This window comes from Subtercola boreus (assembly GCF_003399625.1).
Classification (GTDB): domain Bacteria; phylum Actinomycetota; class Actinomycetes; order Actinomycetales; family Microbacteriaceae; genus Subtercola; species Subtercola boreus_C.
The window spans coordinates 78,946-105,635 of sequence record NZ_NBXA01000018.1 but is presented as its reverse complement, the minus strand read 5'-3'; the positions used below and the strand labels follow the sequence as shown (position 1 = coordinate 105,635).

General features: G+C 68.1%; 23 protein-coding genes. 8 read left to right on the top strand and 15 right to left on the bottom strand.

Annotated elements, in window-relative coordinates; translation table 11 throughout:
- Positions 1-8: 8 nt before the first annotated feature.
- The 4 genes from B7R21_RS08370 to B7R21_RS08355 form a co-directional block, all read right to left on the bottom strand.
- Positions 9-563 carry a cysteine hydrolase family protein gene (locus tag B7R21_RS08370; RefSeq protein WP_116282783.1) on the bottom strand — a complete coding sequence of 185 codons (555 nt, stop codon included), beginning with the start codon at positions 561-563 and terminating at the stop codon, positions 9-11.
- A 61-nt stretch (positions 564-624) separates the two neighbouring features.
- A complete protein-coding gene (locus tag B7R21_RS08365) occupies positions 625-2,289 on the bottom strand; it encodes an MDR family MFS transporter (protein WP_116282782.1) in 1,665 nt (554 codons plus the stop codon).
- Positions 2,286-3,026, bottom strand: a complete 741-nt coding sequence (locus B7R21_RS08360) for a TetR/AcrR family transcriptional regulator (RefSeq protein WP_116282819.1) — start codon at positions 3,024-3,026, stop codon at positions 2,286-2,288. Before B7R21_RS08360 ends, B7R21_RS08365 begins: the two co-directional genes overlap by 4 nt.
- Positions 3,027-3,114: 88 nt before the next feature.
- Complete coding sequence (locus tag B7R21_RS08355; RefSeq protein ID WP_116282781.1) at positions 3,115-4,476, bottom strand: anthranilate synthase component I family protein; 1,362 nt, start codon at positions 4,474-4,476, stop codon at positions 3,115-3,117.
- Between the two features lie 186 nt (positions 4,477-4,662).
- Between B7R21_RS08355 and B7R21_RS08350 the strand changes: the two genes are divergently transcribed.
- Positions 4,663-5,655, top strand: coding sequence for a putative Ig domain-containing protein (locus B7R21_RS08350; RefSeq protein WP_172592098.1), 993 nt, complete (start codon positions 4,663-4,665; stop codon positions 5,653-5,655).
- 161 nt (positions 5,656-5,816) lie between these two features.
- On the opposite strand, the gene B7R21_RS08345 is transcribed toward B7R21_RS08350, so the two are convergent.
- The 7 genes from B7R21_RS08345 to B7R21_RS08315 all read right to left on the bottom strand — a co-directional run bounded on the left by B7R21_RS08345 (position 5,817) and on the right by B7R21_RS08315 (position 13,756).
- Complete coding sequence (locus B7R21_RS08345; protein WP_116282779.1) at positions 5,817-7,418, bottom strand: amino acid permease; 1,602 nt, start codon at positions 7,416-7,418, stop codon at positions 5,817-5,819.
- A 103-nt stretch (positions 7,419-7,521) separates the two neighbouring features.
- Entirely contained in the window at positions 7,522-7,890 is a 369-nt protein-coding gene (gene mnhG / locus B7R21_RS08340; RefSeq protein ID WP_116282778.1) for a monovalent cation/H(+) antiporter subunit G, read from the bottom strand.
- Positions 7,887-8,150, bottom strand: coding sequence for a monovalent cation/H+ antiporter complex subunit F (locus B7R21_RS08335; protein WP_116282777.1), 264 nt, complete (start codon positions 8,148-8,150; stop codon positions 7,887-7,889). Before B7R21_RS08335 ends, mnhG begins: the two co-directional genes overlap by 4 nt.
- Positions 8,147-8,764, bottom strand: coding sequence for a Na+/H+ antiporter subunit E (locus tag B7R21_RS08330; RefSeq protein ID WP_116282776.1), 618 nt, complete (start codon positions 8,762-8,764; stop codon positions 8,147-8,149). The genes B7R21_RS08335 and B7R21_RS08330 overlap by 4 nt, the downstream gene beginning before the upstream one ends.
- Positions 8,761-10,323 carry a Na+/H+ antiporter subunit D gene (locus B7R21_RS08325; RefSeq protein ID WP_116282775.1) on the bottom strand — a complete coding sequence of 521 codons (1,563 nt, stop codon included), beginning with the start codon at positions 10,321-10,323 and terminating at the stop codon, positions 8,761-8,763. The genes B7R21_RS08330 and B7R21_RS08325 overlap by 4 nt, the downstream gene beginning before the upstream one ends.
- Positions 10,320-10,823, bottom strand: coding sequence for a sodium:proton antiporter (locus B7R21_RS08320; RefSeq protein WP_116282774.1), 504 nt, complete (start codon positions 10,821-10,823; stop codon positions 10,320-10,322). Before B7R21_RS08320 ends, B7R21_RS08325 begins: the two co-directional genes overlap by 4 nt.
- Positions 10,820-13,756: a Na+/H+ antiporter subunit A gene (locus B7R21_RS08315; RefSeq protein ID WP_367379393.1), complete on the bottom strand. Its 2,937-nt coding sequence runs from the start codon at positions 13,754-13,756 to the stop codon at positions 10,820-10,822. The genes B7R21_RS08320 and B7R21_RS08315 overlap by 4 nt, the downstream gene beginning before the upstream one ends.
- Before the next feature lie 150 nt (positions 13,757-13,906).
- On the opposite strand from B7R21_RS08315, the gene B7R21_RS08310 reads away from it, so the two are divergent.
- Both B7R21_RS08310 and cls read left to right on the top strand, forming a co-directional pair.
- Positions 13,907-14,305, top strand: coding sequence for a YchJ family protein (locus B7R21_RS08310; RefSeq protein ID WP_116282773.1), 399 nt, complete (start codon positions 13,907-13,909; stop codon positions 14,303-14,305).
- A gap of 30 nt (positions 14,306-14,335) precedes the next feature.
- Positions 14,336-15,808 (top strand): cardiolipin synthase, encoded by a 1,473-nt coding sequence (gene cls / locus B7R21_RS08305; RefSeq protein ID WP_116282772.1) that lies wholly within the window; start codon positions 14,336-14,338, stop codon positions 15,806-15,808.
- A 104-nt stretch (positions 15,809-15,912) separates the two neighbouring features.
- Here the strand turns inward: cls and glgX are convergent, their stop codons facing one another.
- Complete coding sequence (glgX, locus tag B7R21_RS08300) at positions 15,913-17,967, bottom strand: glycogen debranching protein GlgX (RefSeq protein ID WP_116282771.1); 2,055 nt, start codon at positions 17,965-17,967, stop codon at positions 15,913-15,915.
- A 179-nt stretch (positions 17,968-18,146) separates the two neighbouring features.
- Here glgX and B7R21_RS08295 point away from each other — a divergent pair, with 179 nt between their 5' ends.
- From B7R21_RS08295 to B7R21_RS08275, 5 genes are all read left to right on the top strand, one after another.
- Positions 18,147-19,274 (top strand): acyl-CoA dehydrogenase, encoded by a 1,128-nt coding sequence (locus B7R21_RS08295; RefSeq protein WP_253259708.1) that lies wholly within the window; start codon positions 18,147-18,149, stop codon positions 19,272-19,274.
- On the top strand, positions 19,268-20,704 hold the full coding sequence (locus B7R21_RS08290; RefSeq protein WP_116282770.1) for a bifunctional PIG-L family deacetylase/class I SAM-dependent methyltransferase: 1,437 nt from the start codon (positions 19,268-19,270) through the stop codon (positions 20,702-20,704). Before B7R21_RS08295 ends, B7R21_RS08290 begins: the two co-directional genes overlap by 7 nt.
- Positions 20,701-21,474 (top strand): glycosyltransferase, encoded by a 774-nt coding sequence (locus tag B7R21_RS08285; protein ID WP_116282769.1) that lies wholly within the window; start codon positions 20,701-20,703, stop codon positions 21,472-21,474. The genes B7R21_RS08290 and B7R21_RS08285 overlap by 4 nt, the downstream gene beginning before the upstream one ends.
- Before the next feature lie 170 nt (positions 21,475-21,644).
- Positions 21,645-23,426, top strand: coding sequence for a glycoside hydrolase family 15 protein (locus B7R21_RS08280; RefSeq protein WP_116282816.1), 1,782 nt, complete (start codon positions 21,645-21,647; stop codon positions 23,424-23,426).
- Between the two features lie 122 nt (positions 23,427-23,548).
- On the top strand, positions 23,549-24,094 hold the full coding sequence (locus tag B7R21_RS08275; protein ID WP_116282768.1) for a Dps family protein: 546 nt from the start codon (positions 23,549-23,551) through the stop codon (positions 24,092-24,094).
- A gap of 96 nt (positions 24,095-24,190) precedes the next feature.
- Here B7R21_RS08275 and dhaM read toward each other — a convergent pair whose 3' ends face one another.
- The 3 genes from dhaM to dhaK are packed head-to-tail and all read right to left on the bottom strand — an operon-like array spanning position 24,191 to position 26,632.
- Positions 24,191-24,982 carry a dihydroxyacetone kinase phosphoryl donor subunit DhaM gene (gene dhaM / locus B7R21_RS08270; RefSeq protein ID WP_253259707.1) on the bottom strand — a complete coding sequence of 264 codons (792 nt, stop codon included), beginning with the start codon at positions 24,980-24,982 and terminating at the stop codon, positions 24,191-24,193.
- Positions 24,966-25,625, bottom strand: coding sequence for a dihydroxyacetone kinase subunit DhaL (gene dhaL, locus B7R21_RS20435; protein ID WP_116282767.1), 660 nt, complete (start codon positions 25,623-25,625; stop codon positions 24,966-24,968). Before dhaL ends, dhaM begins: the two co-directional genes overlap by 17 nt.
- 5 nt (positions 25,626-25,630) lie before the next feature.
- Positions 25,631-26,632: a dihydroxyacetone kinase subunit DhaK gene (gene dhaK, locus B7R21_RS08260; protein ID WP_116282766.1), complete on the bottom strand. Its 1,002-nt coding sequence runs from the start codon at positions 26,630-26,632 to the stop codon at positions 25,631-25,633.
- Positions 26,633-26,690: the final 58 nt, after the last annotated feature.

Here is a 26,690-nt window from a genome sequence, read left to right as displayed (position 1 = left end):
CTCGTGTGTCAGTCGGCGAACGAGACGTCCCGGGTGTCGGTGACACGGGCCGACCGCCCGGGTGCATCCTGGAACTGCCAGTACAGGTTGGTGTGCGCGATCACGTCGGCGGCTGCCGGTGCGCCGTAGGCGGTCTGGTCCTCTGTGGTGTGGGCGTCGCCCACCAGCGTGACGTCGTAGCCCCGGGTGAAGGCTCCGTGGATGGTCGAGCGGATGCACGCGTCCGTCTGCGCTCCGGTCACCACCAGGTGCCCGACACCCGCGCGGGAGAGCACGTCTTCGAGGTCGGTGCCCTCGAAGGAGTCGCCGTACGACTTCTGGACCAGCGATTCGGATGACTCCGGAACAAGTTCGGGAACGTAGCGCCAGCCCTCTGTACCCACCTGCAGGTCGTCGGCATTGTGCTGCACCCAGACCACCGGCACACCTTCGTTCCTGGCCCTCTCGACGAGACCGCCGATGTTGCCGATCACAGCGTCACGGTTGTGTGCGCGGGCCACGACGTCGTTCTGCACGTCGATCACGACGAGCGCCGTGTTCGGGCGGCTCTGGAGGGTCGTCATGTGGTCTCACTCTCTCGATGCCACCACGATAGAAGACACCTCCGACATCCGCCAGAGCGCCCTACGCCGCGGGCGGCCTCGGGGCGTGTCCGGGCTCTGATGCCCGGGCGACCCGGGCCGCCTCGCGCTGCTCGGCTTCGAGGGCCTCCGCCTCCTCGCCGGTGACGGCTTCGCCGCGGGCGACCATTCCCGCGACATCCGAGAGCCTGATCTGCGGGAGGAAGAGCGAGAGCACGAAAGCGACAGCGAGGAACGGGATGAGGTACCAGAACACCGGAGCCAGCGAGTCGGCGTAGGCCGTGACGACCTGCTCCTGAATGGCCTGCGGCAGCTGGTTGAGCGTCGCCGGGTCGAGGGTCGCGGTGGCCTGGGAGGCGTCCCCCGCCGAAGCTCCGGCACCGGAGAACACGGCGAGCAGCTTCTCCGAGAGGCTGCTGGTGAAGAGGGCTCCGAAGACGGCCACACCGAGAGCGGATCCGACCTCGCGGAAGTAGTTGTTCGTGCTCGTCGCGGTGCCCACCTGGGTGGCCGGCACCGAGTTCTGCACCACGAGCACCACGACCTGCATGATGAGGCCGAGGCCCGCGCCGAAGACGAAGAGGAACACGCAGATGAGCCAGATCGGGGTTGTCGCGCTCAGCGTCGTCATCGCGAACATCGCGGCACCGGTGATCAGGGTGCCGAGGATCGGGAAGATCCTGTAGCGACCGGTGCGGGTGATCGCGACACCGGAGAGGATCGACGTTCCGATCAGACCGACCATCATGGGCAGCAGCAGCAGCCCCGACTCGGCCGCCGAGGTCTTCGAGGCCATCTGCAGGAACGTCGGCAGGAAGCCGATCGCCGCGAACATCGCGATGCCGAGAACGAACCCGATGGCCGTCGCGATGACGAACACGCGGTTCGTGAAGAAGGAGAGCGGGATGATCGGATCCTCGGCCCGCGCCTCGACCAGCACGAACAGGGTGCCCGCGATGAGGAGCCCGGCCCCGAACATCCACGTCTCCGGTGCGCCCCAGCCGTGCTGCTTGTTGCCGCCGAACTCGGTGAAGAAGATGAGGCAGGTCGTGGCGATCGAGAGCAGCAGCACACCCGGCAGGTCGATCTTCATGGTGGCGCGCTTGCTCGGCAGCTTCAGCGCGAACCAGGTGATGGCGAACGCGGCGATTCCGACAGGGATGTTGATGTAGAACGCCCACTGCCAGGTGAGGTGGTCGACGAAGTATCCGCCGAGGAGCGGTCCGCCGACGGCGGCGAGACCGAAGATGCCGCCGAGCGGGCCGAGGTACTTGCCGCGCTCCGAGGCGGGCACGATGTCGGCGATGATCGCCTGCGAGAGGATCATGAGGCCACCGCCGCCGAGGCCCTGCAGGGCACGGAACACCACGAACATCCAGAAGTCCGTGGAGAACGCGCAGCCGATGGAGGCGAGCGTGAAGAGGGCGATCGCGATGAGGAACAGGTTGCGGCGGCCGAGAACGTCGCCGAACTTGCCGTAGATCGGCATGACGATGGTGGTTGCGAGGAGGTAGGCGGTCGTGATCCAGGCCTGGTTCTCGACGCCGCCCAGCTGGCCGACGATGGTGGGCATCGCAGTGGAGACGATGGTCTGGTCAAGGCTCGAGAGGAGCATTCCGGCGATGAGGGCGCCGAAGATGATCCAGATGCGGCGCTTGGTGAGCAGCAGCGGCTCGGCCTGGTCGGTGCGGGTCTTCGCAGTTGTCATGGTGTTCTGACCGGGTCTTTCGTTAGTGGGAGCGCAGGCGGGGTGAAGGGTGTATCTGCTGGGCGGGCGAAGAGGGCGGATGCGGAGACCAGTCGCGCGCGCAACAGCACGCTGAACGGTGTGGTGTTGGCCTCGGTCAGGAAGGTCTCAGCGGCCAGGCCGACCAGGCACCCCACGACCTTGACGGCGACTTCGGCGGTGACACGGTCAGATCCCTGGCCTTCGCGCTCGGCGACCATCACCACGAAGCGCTCCTGTTCCCGCTGCGCGGCGTCGAGCAGCAGCGGCAGGAGTGCCGGTTCGCGGCGGAGCGCGGCGGCCAGGGCTGCGGCATCCGCCGCAGTGAGACCGAGGTCGCCGAACGAAGCCTCGGCGAGCGCGGCGAGGTCCGCGATGAGGTTGCTCGCCGGGCCGGAGGTGGGCGCCGGGCCGGAGGTGCGCGCCGCCATGAAGGCTGCGACGTGGCGCTCGCTCGCACCGTGGGCGAAGCCCAGCACCGCGTGCTCCTTCGACGGGAAGTAGTTGAAGAAGGTACGCCGGGAGACACCGACCTGTTCGCAGAGTTCGAGCACGGTGAAACCCGCGAGACCGTGCTCGATGGTGAGAGTGCGCGCTGCGGCGGTCAGCCGAGTCCGGGTGCGGCGCTGTTTGAGGCCGGTGCCGGCGCGCACCACCGGGCCCTTTACAGCGGGGCCGGGCGACGCGCACAGCCCACCCGTTTCACCCGTCTCGCCCATGAACACCATTTTGCACTCTCAAGCCCGAAGTGCAAAACCGGATCTCGTCAGAGAGTGGCCGTCAGGTCGGACTGTCCGCGTGCGCGTCTCACCCTATGTCGGCGCCCAGCGCCCGCAGCAGGGCAGCCGCTTTGAGTTTCATCTCGGCGAGCTCGGCCTGCGGGTCGGAGAGCGCGGTGACACCACCGCCCACCCCGACGGTTGCCGCATCACCCTCGATCACGATGGAGCGGATGGTCATGGCGAGCTCAGCTCGACCCTTCGTGCGACGCCCATCGGCTCCCCACTCGTCCACACCCAGAAAGCCGAAGGCACCCGCGTAGAGCCCCCGCGCACGGCCCTCCAGCCGGTCGAGAATCTCGATTGCGCTCCGCTTGGGCGCGCCCGTCATGGAACCGGCCGGAAACGCCGCCCGCAGCAGATCGACCACACCGAGCCCCGGCCGCAACCGGCCCTCGATGCTACTCACCAGCTGGTGCACCTGAGCCTGCGTCTGAACCTCGAGCAGACTGACGACGCGCACGCTTCCCAGCACGCACACCCGAGCGAAGTCGTTGCGCATGAGATCGACGATCATGGTGTTCTCGGCCCGCTCCTTGGGGTCGGCACCCAGTTCGTCGGCCGCCGCCCGGTCGGCTTCCGGATGCTCGGCCCGCGCCCGCGTGCCCTTCACCGGTGACGTGCGAACGCCACCGCCGGGTTCGACGTCGACAAAGAGCTCGGGCGAGGAGCTCAGGAGGCTCACCCCGCCGATCCGCAGCAGCGCACCGTGTTCGCTCGGCGCATCCGCCCGCAGCCTGTCGTAGACGGCAACAGGGTCGAACGCACCCGCCACACGGGCCTCGGTGGTGAGGTTCAGCACGTAGGCCTCGCCCGCCCGGATGGCCTCCTGGCAGGATGCGATGTTCGCGAGGTACTCCTCGTCGCTCTCGCGCCAAGAGACCGTGCGCGGCGCCCCCTCGTGCTGCTCACCATCCACCCGCTCACCCCGGGCCTCGACCTCGGCGAGCCGCGTCACGACGTCCCTCCGCCACAGTCCGAGCTCGCCCTCCCACCGCTCCCCCGCCGCCACGAGCTCGGCGCTACCGCCGGCGGTGACGGCGACCATCCGCGTCACCCTCAGGAATGCCGCATCCGCCCCGCGCGAGCGCCGAACCACGGCCAGGCTGGGCGCATCCACGCCCACCGTCTCGGCGAGCAGTTCGTACCCGAACCAGCCCACCAGGCCGAGCATCGGCGCACCCGGCTCGGCCAGTTCCTGCTGGACGTCCGCCAGGACACCCGCCTCGCCGCTGCCCGGGCCGGGATACCACGCTTCGCCCGCGCCGACGTAGCTGCACTCCCCGCCGTCGAGCCAGAACACCTCGGAGTCGTCGCCGTGCAGCACGCGGAAGACCTCAGCGGCGCTGTAGGAACCACCGAGCCGGTGGCGCAGCACTCGCACGGTCATCCCCCGAGCTTAGAGCCCGCTTCCCCGCGCGGAGCACGTCGTTCCGCACGACGTGCAATCGGCTTCCTGAGATTTCGCCCAGATCGCGTAATGCACGGCCCCGCATCGTCTCTCTCCATAGTGAACGCCACACGGCGGAGAAGTTCTCCCTCATTCTCGAGGCCACAGAGGAAAGCGACACCACACATGAACATGGGCAAGAAGATCTCGGCAGCACTGCTGGCCGGAGGCTTGGGGATCGGGCTGATGGCTGCCGGTGCCGCTCCCGCAGAGGCGTGGACGCCGATCCACAATGAGAATTGGAACAGCAGCTTCTCGAATGCCCTGACAACCTATGCCGGCAACACTGTGACCTACACGCTGAACTTCGATGACCTGGGTTCGGGAAAGGAAAGTATCGATCTCAGCGTCGATCCGACTTTCACGAATGAGACCGTCGTCTCCGCCCCCTATGGGTGGGAGCAATTCGGGCATCTGAGCCCTGGCTCGACTGGCGGCTTCACCAAGATGGCCTACCCGGTCTATGGGGTCGGCCATGGAACGTTTGTGGTCACGTTCACGACGACTACGCCCACTGCGCACGCGGCTATCACGGCGAGAAGCGGTCTGTACGTGACGTCTGCGGAAGTCGAAGTGGTCAGTCCAGCTCTCGGCATCGTCTCCGGCCCGCTGCCCCAGGGGCGCTTCGCCGAGCCGTACCAGTTCGCCCTGCAGACAACCGGGTTCCGACTCCCCTCTGACACCTTCACAGCGACCGGTCTCAACGGGACAGGCCTCTCCCTCGACCCCGACTCGGGAATCGTCTCGGGAACCCCCAGCCGCCTCGGAACGTTCCCGGTTACCGTTACCGCCCACAACGGCAAGGCCCCCGACGCCACGGCCAGCTACAGCCTTACCGTGATCGGCGTGGCACCTGTGCTGGGCGACACCCTCACCAGGAGCGCGACCGTGGGTAGCCCGTATGCATCGAGCGTGGTCGCCACGGGCACACCGAGCGTCTTCAGCATCACCGCTGGTCGCCTGCCGAACGGTCTGTCACTCAACAAGAACACCGGGCTCATCAGTGGAAGGCCCACCGTCCAGGGCGACTACACCTTCACGGTGACCGCGATCAACTCCGGCGGAACCGGCAGCGCAGCCCTCGAGATCGTCGTCGGCAGCGCGAGCAGCGACGCGTAGAACCGGGTCGCACGAAGCTGCCGCAGGTCATCGTGGGTGCTGGCCAACGGCGGCCGTCTCGCCGCCCCTGCTCTGACCGACGAGTGCGCTGGCGCGGGTGTCCACCCCGCCAGCGCACCAGCACTAGCACCAGCACCAACACCAGCACCGCGTGCCAAGCACTACTCCTTTGGCGGCACCCCGCGCTGGCCCGTCGGGCGGTTCGCCACTGTGGGGAACGCTCCGGTGTACCCCTCCCGTGCCTTGGCGATCTCGAGGATGCGCCCGCGCATCAGGTACCAGCCGAGGATCAGCAGCGGGATGATGATCACCAGCGACGCGATCGTGTAGGTGCCGGCCGGGTAGTCGAACGCCATCAGGATCAGCACTACGACCAGGAACCCAAGCGTGAGGTACGACGTGAACGGCGCCCCGAACAGCCGGAACTTCGGCCTCTCGAGCAGCCCCTGCTTCGCCATCTTCTGCAGCTTCATCTGGCAGAGGATGATCGTGCCCCAGCTCGAGATGATGCCGAGCGCCGAGACGTTCAGCACGATCTCGAACGCGTCTTTCGGCACGAAGAAGTTCAGGGCGACGCCGAGCAGAGCGACGGCGGCGGTGAGGAGGATGCCGCCGTAGGGCACACCGCGCTTGTTCATCACGCCGGTGAACCTCGGTGCAGCACCGCTGATCGACATGGAGTGCAGGATACGGCCGGTGGAGTACAGCCCCGCGTTGAGGCTCGACAGCGCAGCGGTCAGCACGACGAAGTTCATGGCTGAGCCGGCGATCGCGGCGACGGTCGGGTTGCCGATGTGCGAGAAGAACGTGACGAACGGACTCTCATCGGCGGCGTAGACGCTCGAGGGAAGCAGCAGGGCCAGCAGCAGCACGGACCCGCAGTAGAACACCGCGATGCGGAGCACCACGCTGTTGATCGCCCGGGGCATGATCTTCTCGGGGTTCGGCGTCTCGCCCGCCGCCGTGCCGACCAGCTCCACACCCGCGTATGCGAAGACGACGCCCTGGATGATCACCACCGCCACCACGATCGTCGAGATCCCGTTCGGCAGGAGCCCGCCGTTCTGGTTGATCATGGCCACACCGGTGACGCCGACATCCGTCGGGAAGCTGAAGGCGAGGAAGATCGCGCCGATGACCAGGAACGCGATGAGGGCGACGACCTTGACGAGGGCGAACCAGAACTCCATCTCGCCGAACACCTTCACGGAGATCATGTTCAGGGTGAGCACGATGGCCAGGGCGATCAGGGCGAGCAGCCACTGCGGCACGGAAGTGAAGGCCGACCAGAACTGCACGTACACGGCCACCGCGGTGGAGTCGACGATCGCGGTCATGGCCCAGTTGAGGAAGTACATCCAGCCGGCCACATACGCCGCCTTCTCGCCGTAGAACTCCCGGGCGTAGGAGACGAACGAACCCGACGAGGGCCGGTGGAGCACCAGCTCGCCCAGGGCGCGGAGGATCAGGAAGGCGAAGAAACCACAGATCGCATAGTCGAAGATCAGCAGCGGGCCGGCCTGGTTCAGCCGCCCACCGGCTCCGAGGAAGAGGCCCGTGCCGATGGCGCCGCCGATGGCGATCATCTGCAACTGGCGCGACTTCAGGCCCTTGTGGTACCCGGCCTGCTCGTTCGAGAAGTCCTGCACGGCGGAACCCTCATCGCCGAGACGTTCCCTCGAACCTGTGCGGGACTCGCTCGGCGAAGTCGCAAGGGACTCGCCCGGATCGCCGCCTGAGGAGCTCCGGTCGGTTCTGGACATGTGTTCCCCCGATCGCCTGGACCCCCGGATGGGGAGTCGATTCGGAACACGCTACTCCGCTGAGTGTTTCGGGAGAATTAAGTTCCCACCTCTTGTGGAGAAATCAATTCTTTGCAGAATGTGGGCGAGAAGGGCCAGGCCGTGACGAGACTTCGTCGACGACGAGGATGTCCCGCCGGAAGTGATCCGTGCGAAAGGCGGCCCTTCCGAGCATGTGGGCGGCGATCGGTGCCGTCAGACTCTGGAAGAACACGATCGCCAGCGCCAGGGTGATCGTGGCCGCAGAGGGGTTCGCCACGGCCACATCCACGACGATCGCGATCAGGCCGAGGATCTGCGGTTTCGTAGCAGCGTGCAGACGCGAGAGCACATCAGGGAACCGGATGAGCCCGACCCCCGCCGCAAAACAGAGGAAGGCGCTGAGCAGAACCAGCCCTGCCGTGAACACGTCGCGCACCACATCATCGGTCATGTGTCATCCCTCGTCGAGATGAACCGCGCGACGCTGACCGAGCCGACCACGGTGAACAGCGCGAGCACCAGGAGCACCGGCAGGTTGTCGGTGTGCCCGCTGATCGCCATCTGCGCCCCGATCGCGCACATCGCCGTCGCGATGAGCACATCGGAGGCGATGATGCGGTCCAGTGCCGATGGGCCGCGGATGATCCGCCAGAGTGCAGCGACGGCTCCCACCCCGAACAGCACTCCTGCGATGACGATGACGACGGTCATCCGGTACCCCCTTCGCCAGTGGATTGCACACCGGCCTCCTTCGCGTACGTCGACTTCTGCAACCGTGCCAGGTCGTCGGCCGACCCCACCGCCAGGATGAGCCGGCGTTCAGCCGCGAGCACCCCGCGCTTCAGCGCGGGCACATCGGCAGCCGAGGCCACGTTCAGCGTGTGCAGGTGGAGCGTTCCCTCGTCGCGATCGATGTCGAGCACGATCGATCCGGGCACCAGGCCGGTGATCACGGCGGTGAAGGTCATGATCAGGTCCGAGCGGGTGACCAGCGGCACCACGATGATCGCGTTGCTGGGGGTGTACCGCGGCCTGAGAGCCGACCAGGCGACCTGGAGCGAGGCGAACACGATGTCGAACAGCAGCACGCCGACCAGCACGACACCGCGCCCGACGTTGAACCGCCCACTCAGCCTCACGGCCGGCAGGTAGAAGACGGTTGAGACCAGCGCAGCCAGCAGGATCCCGGTGATGAAAGCGAGCCAGGTGAACTGGCCCCAGAGGAGCATCCAGAGCAGCACGAGGCCCGCGAACGGTATCAGGCCGCTCAGAACCCGGGCACGGAGCATCCGGGGCCGCGTGCCGTGCGAACCCTCGTCGCTCATGGCGTACCGTCCGGGAAGACGGCCCTGATGTACTCAGCCGGGGTGGCCACGCCGACCGCGGCCCGCTCGGAGAGCTCGAACAGCGGGCCGGCGAAAACCGTCAGGCAGACCGTCAGCGCGATGAGGCCGGTGGTCGCAGCGACCATGAGCTTCGGCAGGGTCGCGGTCACGACTCCCCCGGTCTCGTCGGGGCTCTCCCGCAGAGACGTGAGCATCGGCGACTCGTAGCCGGCGACATCCCGAGCGGGTCGCCAGAACGCCATGTTCCAGATCCTCATCAGGGCGTACAGCGTGAGCAGGGAGGTCAGCGCACCGGCCCCGATCAGCACATACACCAGGGGGCTCGGACTCTGGGCGCCCGCCTCGAACAGCCCGACCTTGCCGAGGAAACCCGAGAAGGGCGGGATGCCGCCGAGGTTCAGGGCCCCGATGAAGAACAGCACGGCGACGAACGGTGCCTTCTTGAGGAGCCCGCCGAGGTGGGTGATGGAGGTCGACCTGCCGACGCGTTCGATCAGCCCGACCGACACGAACAGGGCCGTCTGCACCATGATGTGGTGCACGATGTAGTAGATCGTCGCCCCGGTGCCGAGTTCGCTGCCGATCGCGATGCCGAAGATCATGTAGCCGATGTGGCTCACCAGGGTGAAGGAGAGCAGCCGCTTCACATCCGCCTGGGTGAGAGCCCCGAAGATGCCGATGATCAGGGTGAAGAACGCCACGATCATCAGCGGGATCGTGAGCGGCACAGCGAAGAAGAGCAGCTTGTCGGTGCGGATGATGGCATAGACACCCACCTTCGTCAGCAGGCCCGCGAACACTGCCGTCACGGGAGCGGGCGCCGTGGGATACGAATCCGGCAACCAGAACGAGAGCGGGAACACCGCCGCCTTCACAGCGAACCCGATCAGCAGGGCGGCGCACAGGATGATCTGCACATCGAGCGGCAGGGCCTGGATGCGTTCGGAGAGGAGCGCCATCGTGACCGTGCCCGTGGCTCCGTAGATCAGGGCGATCGCGGCGAGGAAGAACAGCGACGAGACGAGACTCACCACGATGTAGGTGGTGCCGGCTCGGATGCGCGCACCCGTGCCACCGAGGGTCAGCAGCACGTAGCTCGCCGCCAGCAGCATCTCGAATCCGACGTACATGTTGAACAGGTCGCCGGCGATGAAGGCGTCGAACAGTCCGGCCGACAGGATCAGGTAGGTCGGATGGAAGATCGACACCGGAGTGTCCTTGTCGCCGTCGGCGATGCCCTGCCCGATCGCGAAGACCAGCACCCCGAGGAGCATGAGCGCCGAGACGAGCACCATGATCGCCGACAGCCGGTCGACCATCAGCACGATGCCGAACGGCGGCTCCCAGCCGCCCACCTTCACGACCGCGGCCTGGCCGGTCGTGTCGACGACGTACAGCAGCACGGCGGCCGCCACTGTCACGATCGAGAGCGTGCTCACGCTGATCGCCACCTGCAGCCGCGGATTCCGGCCGAGGATCAGGGTGATCGCCGCACCCGACAGGGGCAGCACCACGAGAAGCGGAACAAGCGCGTTCACCGTCCTGCTCCTCTCTCCGTGTGGTTGTTGTCGATGTCGCTCTCGATGTCGATGTCCCCGTTGTCGGCCGCGCCCGCCAGTTGGGCCCGCACCGCCTCATCGTCTTCGTCGAGCGAGGCGTGGTAGACCTCGGCCTCCTCCGCATCGATCACGTCTTCGTCGTCGACCGTCACATCGTCACCCTCGTCGCCCAGGTTGGCCAGCCACCAGGAGCGGTAGATCAGGGCGAGGATGAAGGCTGTGACGCCGAAGTTGATCACGATCGCGGTGAGCATCAGCACCTGCGGCACCGGATCGACCGTGTTCTCCCCCGTCGCTCCGTCGCCGATGATCGGGGCATCGCCGGCCCGCCCCGACATCAGGAAGATCAGCAGGTTCGTCGCGTTCCCGATCAGCATGAAGCCGATCAGGATGCGCGTAAGACTCTTCTCGAGCATGACGTACACACCCGTGCCGTACATGATCGCCATCAGCACGACGAGCGTCAGGGAAGCACTCATGCGCGCTCACTCCCTGCCTTCAGGGGTTCGGCCACGCCCGGAACGTCATCGGCCTCGGCCTGCTGCCGGTCGACCTCACCGCCGAGGCTCCGCAGAACGTCGAGCACCACACCGATCACGACGAGGTAGACGCCGATGTCGAAGATCGTCGACGTGCCGAACGACACCTGCCCGATCAGCGGGAGGTCGCCCTCGAAGTATGCCGATGTGAGAATATCGGCTCCGACGAAGAGGGAACCGAGCGCTGTGCCTGTGGCGATCAGCATGCCGGAGCCGAGCAGGATGCCCGGACCGATCGGCAGCGTCTCGCCGAGTTCGTAACGCCCACCCGCGAGGTAGCGTGCAATGAGCGCCAGCCCGGCGAGGAGCCCGCCCGCGAAACCGCCACCGGGAGCGTTGTGCCCCGCGAACAGCAGGTAGATCGAGACGAGGATCGCGGGGTGGAACAACAGGCGCACGAGCACCTCGATCATCAGCGACCGCTGGTCGGGTGCGAGGGTGCGGCCGCCGAGGAGCCAGGTGTGCTGCCGATCATCCGGAGCATCGTTCTGGGTGTGCGGGTCGTCCACCAGCCGCGCCCGCTCGAGACCACGGCGTCTCCCCCGCGATTCGCGAAGCCGCGGCACCACGACGTTCCGGCCGGTCACGAAGAGCAGGCTCGCCACCCCGGTGGCCACGACGACGAGCACCGAGAGTTCGTTCATCGTGTCCCAGGCGCGGATGTCGACGAGCATCACGTTGACCACGTTCTGGCCGTGCCCCTCCTCGACGGCGAGCCGTGCGAGCTCCGGGCCGAGGCCGCCGGCCTGGCGCGCACCGAGGGCGATCAGGCCGATGAGGCCCATGGTCACGCCGACGGCAGCCCCGATCATCCCGCGCCGCCAGCGCCTGACGGGCTTGTTGTGCTGCGCGATCTTTCGGGGAAGACGGCGGAGCACCAGCACGAACACGACGATCGTGACCGTCTCGACGAGGGCCTGGGTGAGGGCGAGGTCGGGGGCACCGTGGAAGGCGAAGAGCGCGACCATGCCGAACCCCGTCGCGCCGACGAGCAGCACGGCCGCCAGCCGGTGGGTCGCCCGGGCGGCCATCACTGCAGCAGCGGCCATCACCGCGGCGATGAAGACCTGGGCCGGGTAGTCCCAGGCCACGAAGGCAGCCGGCCAGGTGCGGTTGAGGGTGGTCGCGACCCCGAGGCAGAGCACGAACACGAGAAGGATCGTGGTGAGGTACTGGGGCAGGCCGCCGCGCTGGGCGAAGACGGTGATGCGTGCTGCGAGCCGGTCGACCGCGTGCACGATGCTCCAGTAGACGCGCGAGGCGTCGACGACGGGAGGGAGCGCGCGCTGCAGCCGCGCAAAGCGGCGTCGCACGGCGAACAGGCCGGAGCCCGCGCCGATCGCGAGGGCAGAAAGGCCGAGGGCCGGCTCGAACCCGTGCCAGAGGGCGAGATGGTAGTCGCCCTCACCCGACACGGTGTCGGCATAGGACTCCAGCGCCCTGCCGAGCGGCCCCGCAGAAAGACCCAGCGCGATCGTCGCGATGGTCAGGATGATCGGAGCCGCCAGTATGCCCCGGGAGGCATGTGACTCGTGGCCGGGCTCGTGACTGGCCTGAGTCTCCAGCTCGGGCTTCCGCGCGAACGCGCCCCAGAAGAAGCGGGCGCTGTAGGCGACGGTCAGCGCGGAGCCGACGACCGTGCCGACGAGCGCCACCCAGCCCCAGCCGTCGCCCGCCGACCCTGCCTCGATGAACGCCGAGAAGACCGACTCCTTCGCCACGTAGCCGAGAAGCGGCGGGATGCCCGACATCGATGCGACCGCGATGAGAGCGGTCGCCGCCAGCACGGGCCGTCGCCTGCCGAGGCCGGTCAGCTGCCGGAGATGCCGCGTTCCCTCGTCGTGGTCGATGATACCGACCACGAGGAACAGCGTCGCCTTGAACAGTGCGTGCGAGAGCAGCAGTGTGGCTCCGGCGAGGGCGGCGTCCCGGGTGCCGAAGCCGACCACGACGATGAGGAAGCCGAGCTGGCTCACCGTGCCGTAGGCCAGGAGGAGCTTCAGGTCGTTCTGCCGGAGCGAACGCCAGGCCCCGAGGATCATCGTGCTCGCCCCGACGATCACGATCACGGGCATCCACCCCGGCGTGTCGGCGAAGCCGGGCGCGAACCGCGCCACCAGGTAGATGCCGGCCTTCACCATGGCGGCCGCGTGCAGATACGCACTCACCGGTGTGGGAGCCGCCATGGCAGCCGGCAGCCAGAAGTGGAACGGCACCAGAGCGGACTTCGAGAACGCCCCCGCGAGGATCAGGATCACCGAGACCGTGACGATCGCGCCGCCCGGCGGATCCGTCACGAGCTGGTGGATCGACGTGCTGCCGCCCGCGACCGAGAGCAGCACGACGCCGACGAGCATGGCGAGGCCGCCGAACGTGGTGACGAGCAGCGCCTGCAGGGCGGCGCCCCGGCTCTCCTTGCGCTCGGTGTAGTGCCCGATCAGCAGGTAGGAGAGCACGCTGGTGATCTCCCAGAACATGAACATGACGTAGATGTCGTCGGCGGTGACGAGGCCGAACATCGTTCCGGCGAAGGCCAGGAGCAGAGCCGCGAACCGCCCGAGCGACGGCTCCGTGTCGGAGAAGTACCGGGCGCAGTAGACCATCACGAGGGCGCCGACACCCGTCACGACAAGGGCGAGCAGCCAGGCGAGGGTGTCCATGCGGAACGAGAACGCGATGTCGAGCTGCGGGATCCACGGCACGGATTCGGTGACGACACCGCCGGCCAGAACGGTCGCCGACTGCAGGGCGGTGTAGACGAAGACGGCCGCGGGCAGAGCGGCCACGACGTAGAACACACGCGCTCTGAGGAGCCTCGTCAGCCACGGAGTGAGCGCTGCAAGCCCGACGAACGTCAACAGGGCGAGGATCACGCAGGTCTCCTCATGTCGGGGAGAGGGGTAGTTCCCAGTTTACCCGTTCCCTCTCTGAGAGAACCCACAGTGTGCTTCCCAGCCCGCGCCCCGGGATGCACCGCAAGCGGTTCCCGGTGCAACAGGGCCCAGGTGCAGCAGGATGGAGGCATGAACGAACCGTCACCCGCGGCGACCGAGCGCTGCCCGTGCCTCAGCGGCAACACCTACGGCGAGTGCTGCCGGCCGTTCCACGCCGGCGAGCAGCAGGCGCCCACCGCCGAGCGCCTGATGCGTTCCCGGTATTCGGCGTTCGCAGTGGGTGACGCCACCTACCTGCTCGCCACGTGGCATCCGTCGACAAGGCCCGCCGCCGGCGACCTCGGACTCGACCCCGCCCAACGCTGGTACCGCCTCGACATTCTGAACCGCACCGGCGGCGGGATGCTCGAGCAGACCGGCACGGTCGAGTTCGTCGCGCGCTACCGCCTCGGCTCGGAGCGCGGCGAGGTGCACGAGACGAGCAGCTTCGAGAAGCTCGGCGGAAAGTGGTACTACCGGGCTGGATAGAATCGCAGGAACACCGAGCGGGGGTGGCGCATGTCAGGCGAACAGTTCACCATCGTCGTACTCGTGGTCGCCTTCCTCCTCGATCTGGCCGTGCGCATCATCGCGATCATCGTCGTACCTCGGAACCGTCGGCCGAGCGCCGCGATGGCCTGGCTTCTCGCGATCTTCCTGATCCCCTACCTGGGTGTGCTCGTCTTTTTGCTGATCGGCAGCTACAAGCTCCCGAAGAAGAGGCGCGACAAGCAGAAGGCGATCAACGAGTTCATCATCGAGACGACCCACGGCATCGAGCTGGTCACCGACGACAGGCCCTGGCCCACGTGGCTCCGCTCTGTAGTGCACCTGAACCGGGAGCTCGGGGCGATGCCGCTGGTCGGCGGCAACTCGGCCAGCCTGATCGGGGACTACGCCGCATCCATCGCCGCCATGACGGAAGCGGTCGACTCGGCCGAGCGCTTTGTGCACTGCGAGTTCTACCTCATCGCCCTCGACGAGGTCACCGCGGGCTTCTTCGATGCGCTCGAACGTGCCGTGGGGCGCGGTGTCATCGTGCGCGTGCTCGTCGACCACATCACCGCCATCCGGAGCCCCACCCACAAGGCGACCTTCAGGCGGCTCACGGCGATGGGGGCTCGGTGGCAGTTCATGCTTCCGGTGCAGCCGCTGAAAGGCAAGTGGCAGAGACCGGATCTGCGGAACCATCGGAAACTTCTCATCGTCGACGGCGTGATCGGTTTCATGGGTTCGCAGAACCTCGTCAGCCGGGACTACAACAAGAAGAGCAACATCCGCCGCGGACTGAAGTGGCAGGACCTGATGACCCGCGTCGAAGGCCCGATCGTCAGCGGCATCAACGCGATCTTCATCACCGACTGGTACAGCGAGACCGATGAACTGCTCTCCCGGGAGACCGTGGAGATCACCGATGAGATCGTGAACTCGGCTCCGGATGCCCTGGACTGCCAGCTCGTTCCGAGCGGTCCGGGCTTCGAGGGTGAGAACAACCTCCGGCTGTTCCTGGCGCTGATGTACTACGCCCAGAAGACGATCATCATCACGTCGCCCTACTTCGTACCAGATGACTCGATGCTCTACGCCATCACCACGGCCGCCCAGCGGGGGCTCGACGTGCAGCTGTTCGTGTCGGAGATCGGCGACCAGGCCGGGGTCTACCACGCGCAGCGCTCCTACTACGAGACCCTGCTGAAGGCCGGGGTGACGATCTGGCTCTACCCGGCCCCGTACATCCTGCACGCCAAGCACTTCACGATCGACGACGAGGTCGCGGTCATCGGGTCGAGCAACATGGACATCCGCTCGTTCAACCTCGACCTCGAGATCTCACTGATGGTGCGGGGAGCTTCGTTCGTCGACGAGATGCGGAGCGTCGAAGACGGCTACCGCGCGCTCAGCCGCCGGCTCACCGCCGAGGAATGGAGCCGCCAGCCGCTGGGCTCGACCATCCTCGACAACCTCGCGCGCCTCACCTCCGCCCTGCAGTGACCGGCCCGTCAGGATCGACTCGGGAGTTCCGGTCGGTTCGCGAGGCGGATGCCGACAGAAACTCCCGAATCGATTGACCGCGGGCGGGGCGGGGCGGGGGCGGGTCAGGCCCGCGAGCGGAGGAGCGTGAACGAGCAGTCGCGCACGATCAGCGTCGACACGGGGGCCGCCACCTGCTGCTCGGGGTCACTGGAGAGCGCCAGCTCCCATTCGGCGCCGGGCGCCTCCGGAACCTGGAACTCGACACCGTTCTCCGCCGCATTCAGCATCAGCGCGAACGAGTCGGAGTCCGCCCGTTCGAGAACGAAGACGATCGACCGGGCATCCGGGTTCTTCCAGTCCTCCGCACTGAACTCCTCGGCGTCGCTGCGCTCGACCACGACCGTGTTCGAGTCTCCGGTCTCCGGAGCCGACCGGAACCACGCCGGGTGCAGCGCCCGGTTCTCCCGGCGCAACGTGATGAGCTGCGTCGTGAAGGCCAGCAGCTCCTCGTCGGCGTTCGCCCAGTCGAACCACGAGATCTCGTTGTCCTGGCAGTAGGCGTTGTTGTTGCCGCCCTGGGTGCGGCAGAGCTCGTCACCGCCGAGGATCATCGGCACACCCGCCGAGAGCAGCAGCGTCGCGAGGAAGTTGCGGCGGAGCCGCCCGCGCCGCTCGTTCACTGCCTCGTTGTCGGTCGCGCCCTCCGCGCCTCCGTTCGAGGACTTGTTGTCGCTCTCGCCGTCGTTGTTGTCTTCGCCGTTGGCCGAGTTGTGCTTCGAGTTGTAGGCGGTGAGGTCGGCGAGCGTGAACCCGTCGTGCGCGGTGACGAAGTTGATGCTCGACAGCGGCGAGCGCCGGTCGGCCTCGTACACGTCGGGGCTGCCGAGCACGCGCTGCGAGAGGGTGCCGAGGATGCCGTCGCTGCCGTTCCAGAAGTCGCGCACGTCATCCCGGAACTTGCCGTTCCACTCCGACCAGTCGGCCGGGAATCCGCCGACCTGGTAGCCCGCGGTGTCCCACGGCTCGGCGATCATCTTCACCGGGGCGAGCACCGGGTCCTGCGCGATGAGGGAGAGGAACGCACTGTGGATCTCCGCGTCCCCGCCCTGCCGGGTGAGCGTGGTGGCGAGGTCGAAGCGGAACCCGTCGACGTGCATCTCGGTCACCCAGTAGCGGAGCGAGTCCATGATCAGTCCGAGGGCCGTCGGGTGCGAGACGTTCAGGCTGTTGCCGGTACCGGTCGTGTCGAAGTAGCTCGAACGGTCATCCTCGACCAGCCGGTAGTACGCCTCGTTGTCGATGCCCTTGAACGACAGCGTCGGACCCATGTGGTTGCCCTCTGCGGTGTGGTTGTAGACCACGTCGAGGATCACTTCGAGACCGGCCGCGTGCAGGTTCTTGACCATCTGCTTGAACTCCGCGACCTGGCCGCCCCCATCACCCGCCGCCGCGTAGTCGCCGTGCGGGGCGAAGAAGCCGATGCTGTTGTAGCCCCAGTAGTTGCGGAGATCCTTTTCGAGCAGGTGGGAGTCCTGCACGAACTGCTGCACGGGCATGAGCTCGACAGCAGTGATGCCGAGGTCGGTGAAGTGTTTGATGGCTGCAGGATGCCCGAGGCCGGCGTAGGTGCCCCTGATCTCCTCGGGCACACCGGGGTGCAGTTTGGTGAAGCCCTTCACGTGGGTCTCGTAGATGACCGTCTCGCTGAGGATGGTGCGGGGCGATGTGTCGGTGCCCCCCTGGCCATCGCTCCAGTCGAAGCCCGGGTCGGTGATGATGCAGAGCGGGGTGGAGCCGGCCGAATCCGTCTCGTCCCTCTTCTCGGGTTCGTTCATGTCGTGCCCGAACACGGCCTGGCCCCAGGTGTAGTCACCCTCCATGGCGGTCGCGTGCGGGTCGAGCAGCAGCTTGTGGTGGTTGTGGCGAAGGCCCTCGGCGGGATTCCACGGCCCGTCGACACGGATGCCGTAGCGGGTGCCGATGCCGGCGCCCTCGACGATGCCGTGGAAGACGTGGCCGGTGCGTTCGGTCAGGCGCGTGACGGTCTCGGCGCCGTTCTCATCGAAGCTGCAGAAGTCGACGGAGTCGGCCGTCTCGGAGTAGATGGCGAACGAGATGCCACCCTCGAGCAGGGTGACACCGAGCGGGTAGGGCAGGGAGCGGGGGAAAGTCGACATGGCATTCATCATCGCGGAATCGCCGGTCGGAGAACGTCGCACGGCACGGGGCTTGACGCACCGGCCCAGCGCATGCGTGAGTGGTGCAATGCTGCAAAACCGGCCCCCGCGCAAGGGGTGCCCGCGCGCTCGCCCGGTCCCCCTCACTCCCTTACTGTGGGGTCGACGGAAGAGGCGAGATGACGAGCGAGCACGTGTGGGTGTCGCTGTCGCCGAGGCGCCCGGATGATCGTCCGCACTGGCCCGCCCGTGCGGCGTCGTGGGTGTCGGGCTCCGGCTCCCCCCGTGCCGACGATTCACCGCGGCCCGGACTCGTCGACGGCGCGCTGCAGTTCGCGCTGGGACTCGGTCAGGACGACCCTGCCCCCGTGCCGGGCGGCGGCCGCACCCGCGAGCTGTGGGAGACCCTCGCCACCCTGGCGGCAGCAGACCTCGGGGCGGCGCGGGCGATCGAGCCGCACCTCGATGCGCTGGCGATCCTCGACCAGGCCGGCGACGAGGGAGCCACCAGCGGGAGCACACCAGGCCCGAGTACCCGGGGCGCCAGCACCTGGGGCGTCTTCGCCGCCGAGGGCGGGCCCCACCCACTCGTCGCCTGCGCCCAGGACGGAGCCAGCTGGACGCTGACCGGCACCAAACCGTGGTGCTCCCTCGCCGACCGCCTCGACCGCGCGCTCATCTCTGCTGCGGTCGGCGGTGGTGGAGCATCCGTGCCCCGCCGGCTCTTCGCCGTCGACCTCCGCCAGCCGGGGGTGCGCGTCGAGCCGGGAGCCTGGCACGCCCGCGGTCTCGCCGAGGTGCCGAGCGGCCCCGTGCACTTCGACGGTGTCGACGCGGAGCCCGTGGGCGCTGCCGGTTGGTACCTCGAGCGGCCCGGATTCGCCTGGGGCGGCATCGGTGTGGCCGCCTGCTGGTTCGGCGGCGCGGTCGGCGTCGGCCGCACCCTCGCCGAGCGCGCCCGGAACACCGCCGATCTCCTGTTGCAGCTGCACCTCGGCGTCGTCGACGAGCGTCTGAGCGATGCCCGCCGCGCACTCGCCGAAGCGGCACAGCTCGTCGATGACGGCTCCGCGACGGGCGAAGCCGGGCGCCTCCTGGCGAAGCGGGTGCGGGCGACGGTCGCCCGGGCATCCGAAGACGTGCTCCGGCATGTCGCCCACGCACTCGGACCGGCCCCACTCGCCCTCGATGCCATGCACGCGAAACGTGTCGCCGACCTCGAGCTGTATCTCCGCCAGCACCATGCCGAGAAGGACGAAGCCTCGCTCGGCCGCCAACTCACCGAGGGCACGGATCTGCCGTGGTGATTTTCGACTCCCGCGACCCGGGAACCCCTTCGGCCGAATGGATGGCCGACCCCCGTCTCGGGCAGGTTCCGGTCTTCTCGCTCACAGGCGTCGACCGGATGATCGTGCTGGCCGCCCACCCCGACGATGAGACCCTGGGCGCCGGGGCTCTCCTCGCCCGTGCGTTCGCGCTCGGCATCCCCGCCGAGGTCGTCATCGTGACAGACGGCTCAGCCTCCCACCCCGGCTCGCCGAGTGTGGTCGCCTCCGACCTCGCCCGGACGCGGGCCGCCGAGGCGACGGCGGCCATCGCGATGCTGAACCCGCGCGCGGTCGTGGCGTTCCTCGGCTTCCCCGACGGCCGCGTACACCAGGACCGCGCTGCGATCAGCGCAGCGATCGGCGCAGCGATCGGCGACGTCATCACGCAGCTGCCACCCACCGCGGCGCCGGCAGCCGACGCGCCCGCCCGCACCCGCACCCTGCTCGTGGCGCCGTGGCGCGGTGACGGCCACCGCGACCACCGGATACTCGGCGAGATCGCCGCCGCCCTCGCCGCCGAGACTCCCGCCGCCCTCGACCTGGTCGAGTACCCGATCTGGCTCTGGCACTGGTCGACCCCCGCCGATCCGGCCACGCCCTGGGAGAACTTCACGGCTCTGACCGACTCCGGGGCCCTCGCCCGGAAGCGCACCGCGATCGCCGCCTACCGGTCGCAGACCGAACCGCTCTCCCCCCAACCGGGCGACGAGGCCCTGCTGAATCCGACCTTCCTTGCGCACTTCAGCCGCCCCCAGGAGATCCTGATCGTCGCCGGATCCACCCCTCCCGAGGCTCCGATCCAGACGCTCGGCCGCGACTACTTCGACGACACGTATGCCAGGAACGACGACCCCTGGGGCTTCACGAGCCGCTGGTACGAGGAGCGGAAACGCGCTGTCACCCTCGCGAGCCTCCCCCGCCGGCACTTCGACCGGGCGCTCGAGATCGGCTGCTCGATCGGAGTGCTGACCGAGCAACTGGCATCGCGCACCGACGATCTGCTCGCCGTCGACATCGCGCCCGCCGCCGTCGACCGTGCCCGGGAGCGCCTGTCCGAGCATCCGAACGTGCACCTCAGGGTGGCGGACGTGTCCGAGAACTTTCCGCCCGGCGGCTTCGATCTCGTACTGCTCAGCGAGGTGGGCTACTACTTCGACGAACCGACCCTCCGCCGGGTCGTCGCCGACTCCTGGCGTGCGCTCACCCCCGACGGGGTCTTCGTCGCCTGCCACTGGCGCCACCCGGTCGCCGACTACCTGCAGACCGGCGACGGGGTGCACGGCGTCATCACGGCTCTCGCCGCCGAGGCGGGCCACACTCTCCTCACCCATCACCTCGAACGTGACTTCGTGCTCGACGTCTACTCCCCCGACCCTCGCTCGGTGGCAGAACAGACGGGACTCGCATGACACCCCAGCGATCATCCGGAACCGGCGACAGCGCGCGCGGGAGGGGTCCCGACGGGATCGACAGCGTCGCCATTGTCATCCCCGCCCGCAACGAGGAGCAGCTGATTGCCCGCTGCCTCGATTCCGTCGAGCAGGCCATTGCCTTCACCCGGGACCGACTCGGCGACACCGGCCCCAACATCGTCACCATCGTCGCAGTCGACAGCAGCGACGACGGCACCGAGTCCATTGCCCGCTCCTTTCCCGGGGTCTCCGTACTGACGCTCGACGCGCGCTCTGTCGGCGCGGCCCGGCGCGCCGGAGTCGCTCTGGCCCTCGACGCGCTCGACCTCTTCGCCCGCGGGTTCGCCTCCCGCGTCTGGATCTCCAACACCGATGCCGACTCCGTCGTGCCCGCCACCTGGCTGCTCCACCAGCTCGAACTCGCCGCCGGGGGTGCTGACGTCGTGCTCGGCACGGTACGCCCCGACTTCGCCGACCTCAGCAGCGGCCAGGTCGACGCCTGGCTCAGGCGTCACCCGCCGGGTGTCGCGCACGGCAACACCCACGGGGCGAACCTGGGGCTGCGTGCAGACTTTTATGCGCGGGCAGGCGGGTTCGCCCCGCTCAGCGAGCACGAGGATGTCGACCTCGTCGCTCGACTCGGGGCTCTGGATGCCCGCACCGTCGTCACCGCATCCGCCGAGGTGCTGACCTCCGGCCGCCAGGCGGGCCGCACCCCCGGAGGGTTCGCGGGCTACCTCCGCACCGAGTTGGTGCCGCCGTCCTGACCTTCCGCCGCGCGTCCTCCCAGCCGTTCGTCGTACGGTAGATCGTGACCAGAGCGACCAAGAAGCACGCAGACCCCACCCCCACCCCGCGACCTGCCGGCGCCACGCCACCACAGACCGGTACCGTGCAGACCGGTACCGTGCAGACCGGTACCGTGCAGACCGGTACCGTGCCGATCCGCCGCGGCGGCTACACAGACCTCCGCTCCTACGGCGCCATCGGCGACGGCCGAACCGTCGCCCTCATCGCGCTCGACGGCAGCATCGACTGGTTCCCCGTGCCGAACCTCAACGGCACACCGGTCTTCGCCAGGCTTCTCGACGAGAGCGAGGGCGGCGCCCTCGAACTCACGCCGACGCAGGCCTTCACCTCGAGCCGCCGCTACCTCCCCGGCACCAACGTGCTCGAGACCACCTTCACCACCGACACCGGCACCGCTGTGCTGACAGACGCCCTCGTCACCGGGTTCGCCGGCCGCCTGCCCTGGGCGGAGCTCGCCCGCCGGGTCGTCGGGGTGAAGGGCAGCGTTCGCTTCAGATGGCGGGTCGCGCCCGGCACCTGCCTGTCGACGGCGAGCCCGTGGATCCAGAAGACGACCCACGGCCCCGTCATCCGCGTCGACTCCGTCACCATCGCCGTGCGCGGCATCGACCACGGCCCACGCGGCGGCGGCGAGCGGGCCCTCGCCGGCCGGTTCACCACGAGTCCGAAGTCGCACCACGTTCTCGCCGTCGCCGGCACATCGAACGAACCGCTGCACATCCCGCAGCCCGAACTCACCGACAGCGGCATCGAGCGCACCGTCAAGAACTGGGAGCACTGGTCGGAGGAGTTCACCTACGACGGCCCGTGGAAGGATGCGGTCGAGCGGAGCGCCCTCGCCCTGAAGCTCCTGATCTACAGCCCCACCGGCGCCATCGCAGCGGCGGCGACCACCTCCCTGCCCGAGAGTTCCCGCGGGGGCAAGAACTGGGACTACCGTTTCGCGTGGATCCGCGACCTCGCCTACACCGTGCACGCCCTGATCCGGTTCGGGCTCCGGGAGGAGACCCACGCCTCGGTGTCGTGGCTGCTGAAGACGATCCGCGCGAACGGCCCCGACCTGCACGTCTTCTACGGTCTCGACGGATCTCCCCCCGGCGACGTCGAGAAGCACGACTCGACCGGCTGGCGGAACGCCGGCCCCGTCGTCACCGGAAACCCGGCGAGCGGTCAGTTGCAGCTCGGCGTCTTCGGCGACCTCTTCGACGTGATGCGCCTCTACGTGAAGGCCGGCAACGTGCTCGACGCGGAGACCGGCCGCATGCTCGCGGGCATCGCCGACCGCGCCTGTGACGACTGGCGCCGCCCCGACGCCGGCATCTGGGAACTTCAGGACACCCGGCACTACACCTCCTCGAAGATGGGCTGCTGGCAGGCTCTGGATGCCGCGGTCGAGCTCGCAGAGCTCGGCCAGATCCCGGGCGACCCGGCACGCTGGAGATCCGAGAAGGGCATGATCCAGGAGTGGGTGCGTGAGCACTGCTGGTCGGAGAGTCGCCAGAGCTACGTCATGTACCCGGGCAGCGACGAGCTCGACGCATCCGTTCTGCTGCACGCTCCCAGCGGCTTCGATCGGGGCGAGCGGATGTCGCAGACGATCGACGCGATCCAGAACGAGCTCTCCCGGGGCCCACTCGTCTACCGGTATTCGGGCGCCGAGGCCGAGGAGGCGACATTCGTCGCGTGCGCCTTCTGGCTGGCGTCGGCGCTGGTCTGCATCGGCCGCACCGACGAATCCATCGCCCTGATGGGCGAACTCGTCGGGCTCTCGAACGACGTCGGTCTCTACTCGGAGATGATCGACGCCGACGATCTCTCGTTCCTCGGCAACCTCCCGCAGGGCCTCAGCCACCTCGCCCTGATCAACGCGGCCATCACGATCGAGGAGCTCACCCGCGGCAGGGAGTGACGGCGGCCGAACCCGCCCACCACCCGGGGCGCCTTGTCAACCGCCCCGCCCCGAGGTGACGCTTCGCCTGGCCCGGGCGTAGCGTTGAAGACGCCCATTCGCAGATCAGAAAGGCACACACCATGTCAACGACCACCATCGAGCGCGACGTGAAGGTTCCCTCCGACGGCGGCGCCAAAGCCACCCGCCGCCAGAACGCCGAGCGCGGCTTCAAGGCCCCCACAGAGCTGACCGATTCCCTGCAGGCTGTCCTCGTCGACCTCATCGAGCTCCACGTACAGGGCAAGCAGGCGCACTGGAACGTTGTCGGCAAGAACTTCCGCGACCTGCACCTGCAGCTCGACGAGATCATCGACGCGGCTCGTGAGTTCAGCGACACGATCGCCGAGCGCATGCGTGCACTGCATGCGGTTCCGGATGGTCGTTCCGACACCGTCGCGGCCACCACGTCGCTGCCCGAGTACCCCAACGGCGAGATCGACACCGCCGAGACGGTGGACCTCGTCGTCGTGCGCCTCGAGGCGACCGTCGGAACCATGCGCGAGGTGCACGACACGGTCGACGACGCCGACCCGACCAGCGCAGACCTCCTCCACGGCATCATGGAGAAGCTCGAGCAGTTTGCCTGGATGGTCGGCGCCGAGAACCGCACGGCTACCGCAAAGTAAGGCTTCCCCCGCGAGACCGCCACTTCCTGCCGAGACCGCCACTCCCTGCTGTCGTTCTCAGCAAGAAGTGGCGGTCTCGTCGTCTGTGGGTGTGCGTCAGTCCTCGCCGAAACCGGACTCGATGAGAGCCACGAGGGCATCGAGCGCCGGGCGCGCGGACTCGTCGGCAGCCGTGAGAGTGGCGGTCGCACCGCGCACCAGGCCGAGCGACATGATGCCGAGCAGGCTCTTCGAGTCCTTGCCGTCGATCGTCACCTTCTGGTTGTAGCTGTTCGCGAGCTTCACGAACTCCGCCGCGGGGCGGGCGTGCAGACCGTCGCGGTTCACGATGGTCACGGTTCGGGTGAGCGAGGTGTCGGCCCCGCCATCCCTGTCGCCGCCGGCACCGGATGCTGCGCCCACAGCCCCGGTGCCCGCAACGCCCGTGCCCGCAGCGCCCATACCCACGGGACCCTGCCCGGGCACATCACCGAAAGCACCGCGAGCCGACTCGGCAGCCGCGACGACTGCCGCGAGCGAGCCGCCCGTCTCCGCGGTCACCGACGCAGCGACCGCTCCCTCGACCAGCGGGGCATCCACGATCCGCACGCGCTCCCGCACCTCGTCGTCGAGAAAGTCGAGCGCCGTCTCGGCGGTCAGGATGGCCGAACCGAGGTCGCACAGCACGACGACGCCCTCGCCCGAATCGGCCTCCGCGATCGCGGCCGTCACCTTCTCGAAGCTGGTGCCGATGCCGCCCTCGTCGGTGCCGCCGGCCGCCACCAACGCGGTGCCCGGCGCCATCTGCGCGGCGAGCTCGACGAGCCCTGAGGCGATCTTCTCGCTGTGCGAGACGAACACCAACCCCACTCTGCCCTCGATGCCTGCCACGTTAGGACGCACCGGCACCCGCTCCCACCTCGATCGCCGCGTCCGATGCTGCCCGCAGAATGAGCGCCGACGACTGCGAACCCGGATCGCGGTGCCCGATCGCCCGCTCCCCGAGGTAGCTCGCACGTCCCTTCCGGGCGACAAGCGGTTCCGTCGCCTTCGCGCCCCGCTCCGCGGCATCCGCAGCCGCAGCCAGGATGCCGGCCTCGTCGGCACCGTCGGACAGTGCCAGGGCTGCGGCATCCACCGCTGGCGTCCAGGCGTCGATCATGGTCTTGTCGCCGACCTCGGCCTTGCCGCGGAGCACCACACCATCGCGCGCCGCGGTCAGCAGAGCCACGATCGCCGCGCCGTCCAGCGTCTCGGCCTTGCCGACAGCGCCAGCGGCCTTGAGGTACGCCGTGCCCACCAGCGGGCCGGAAGCCCCGCCGACCGTCGAGATGAGCGTGGTCGCCACGAGCTTCAGGGCATCGCCCGGAACCGCGTCGACCGGGAGATCCGCCAGCTTCTGGATGACCGCGCTGAACCCCCTGTCGAGGTTCTCACCGTGGTCACCGTCACCGATCTCGCGGTCGAGCGTGATGAGCTCGACGCGGTTGTCGGAGATCACCCGCGCGCTCTCCCGAATCCATTCGGTCGCCCAGTCGATACCGAGGCCCATGCCGTCTACCTTCCCCATCGGAGAGCGGCGGTCTGCACGGGGGCATCCCACAGCTCGGTCAGTTCGTCATCCAGTTTCAACAGCGTGATCGAGGCACCCTGCATCTCGAGCGAGGTGACGAAGTTGCCGACCAGCGACCGGGTCACCTCGATTCCCTTCTCCTTCAACACCTCTGCCGCGCGCCGGAATACGATGTAGAGCTCGATCTGAGGCGTTCCGCCCATCCCGTTGACGAACAGCAGCACCTTGTCGCCCGAGGCGAACGGCAGGTCTTCGAGGATCGGGCCGAGCAGACGGTCGACGATCGCATCGGCCGGCTCGAGCTTGATGCGCTCGCGGCCGGGTTCGCCGTGGATCCCGATCCCGATCTCGATCTCGTCGTCTGCCAGCGTGAAGCTCGGCTCACCCGCGTGCGGCACCACACACGGTGTGAGGGCGACGCCCATCGAGCGGGTCTGGTCGTTGACCTTCTGCGCGATGGCGGTCACCGTGTCGAGGTCGTCGCGCCGCTCGGCGGAGGCGCCGGCGATCTTCTCGACGAGCACCGTCCCGGCCACGCCTCGTCGCCCGGCCGTGTAGAGGGAGTCCTTCACCGCGACATCGTCGTTGATGATGACGGAGCGCACCTCGATGTCCTCGGCCGAGGCGAGGTCTGCCGCGGTCTCGAAGTTCAGCACGTCGCCGGTGTAGTTCTTCACGATGTGAAGCACCCCGGCACCCCCGTCCACAGCCTTCGTGGCCGCGACGATCGGATCGGGTGTGGGCGAGGTGAACACCGGCCCGGGAACGGCGGCATCGAGCATCCCGAACCCGACGAAACCCCCGTGGAGCGGCTCGTGCCCGCTGCCGCCACCGCTGACCAGCGCGACCTTGCCCTGTACCGGACCACCCGTGCGCACAATGTAGATCGGATCGTAGAACACGTCCACGAGGTCGCCGTGGGCGGCTTCGATACCCCGGGCTGCCTCGTCGACGACGTTCTTCGGGTCATTGATGAGCTTCTTCATTGAAATTCCTCCACACGAATGGCCGGTGCACCCGCACACCGGAAGGACGGTACGAAAT

What these genes read in the sequence shown, in the direction of transcription:
- B7R21_RS08370 (WP_116282783.1), bottom strand. Translation starts at nt 563, where the DNA reads ATGACGACCCTCCAGAGCCGCCCGAACACGGCGCTCGTCGTGATCGAC.
- B7R21_RS08365 (WP_116282782.1), bottom strand. Translation starts at nt 2,289, where the DNA reads ATGACAACTGCGAAGACCCGCACCGACCAGGCCGAGCCGCTGCTGCTC.
- B7R21_RS08360 (WP_116282819.1), bottom strand. Translation starts at nt 3,026, where the DNA reads ATGGGCGAGACGGGTGAAACGGGTGGGCTGTGCGCGTCGCCCGGCCCC.
- B7R21_RS08355 (WP_116282781.1), bottom strand. Translation starts at nt 4,476, where the DNA reads ATGACCGTGCGAGTGCTGCGCCACCGGCTCGGTGGTTCCTACAGCGCC.
- B7R21_RS08350 (WP_172592098.1), top strand. Translation starts at nt 4,663, where the DNA reads ATGAACATGGGCAAGAAGATCTCGGCAGCACTGCTGGCCGGAGGCTTG.
- B7R21_RS08345 (WP_116282779.1), bottom strand. Translation starts at nt 7,418, where the DNA reads ATGTCCAGAACCGACCGGAGCTCCTCAGGCGGCGATCCGGGCGAGTCC.
- mnhG (WP_116282778.1), bottom strand. Translation starts at nt 7,890, where the DNA reads ATGACCGATGATGTGGTGCGCGACGTGTTCACGGCAGGGCTGGTTCTG.
- B7R21_RS08335 (WP_116282777.1), bottom strand. Translation starts at nt 8,150, where the DNA reads ATGACCGTCGTCATCGTCATCGCAGGAGTGCTGTTCGGGGTGGGAGCC.
- B7R21_RS08330 (WP_116282776.1), bottom strand. Translation starts at nt 8,764, where the DNA reads ATGAGCGACGAGGGTTCGCACGGCACGCGGCCCCGGATGCTCCGTGCC.
- B7R21_RS08320 (WP_116282774.1), bottom strand. Translation starts at nt 10,823, where the DNA reads ATGAGTGCTTCCCTGACGCTCGTCGTGCTGATGGCGATCATGTACGGC.
- B7R21_RS08310 (WP_116282773.1), top strand. Translation starts at nt 13,907, where the DNA reads ATGAACGAACCGTCACCCGCGGCGACCGAGCGCTGCCCGTGCCTCAGC.
- cls (WP_116282772.1), top strand. Translation starts at nt 14,336, where the DNA reads ATGTCAGGCGAACAGTTCACCATCGTCGTACTCGTGGTCGCCTTCCTC.
- glgX (WP_116282771.1), bottom strand. Translation starts at nt 17,967, where the DNA reads ATGTCGACTTTCCCCCGCTCCCTGCCCTACCCGCTCGGTGTCACCCTG.
- B7R21_RS08295 (WP_253259708.1), top strand. Translation starts at nt 18,147, where the DNA reads ATGACGAGCGAGCACGTGTGGGTGTCGCTGTCGCCGAGGCGCCCGGAT.
- B7R21_RS08285 (WP_116282769.1), top strand. Translation starts at nt 20,701, where the DNA reads ATGACACCCCAGCGATCATCCGGAACCGGCGACAGCGCGCGCGGGAGG.
- B7R21_RS08275 (WP_116282768.1), top strand. Translation starts at nt 23,549, where the DNA reads ATGTCAACGACCACCATCGAGCGCGACGTGAAGGTTCCCTCCGACGGC.
- dhaL (WP_116282767.1), bottom strand. Translation starts at nt 25,625, where the DNA reads ATGGGCCTCGGTATCGACTGGGCGACCGAATGGATTCGGGAGAGCGCG.
- dhaK (WP_116282766.1), bottom strand. Translation starts at nt 26,632, where the DNA reads ATGAAGAAGCTCATCAATGACCCGAAGAACGTCGTCGACGAGGCAGCC.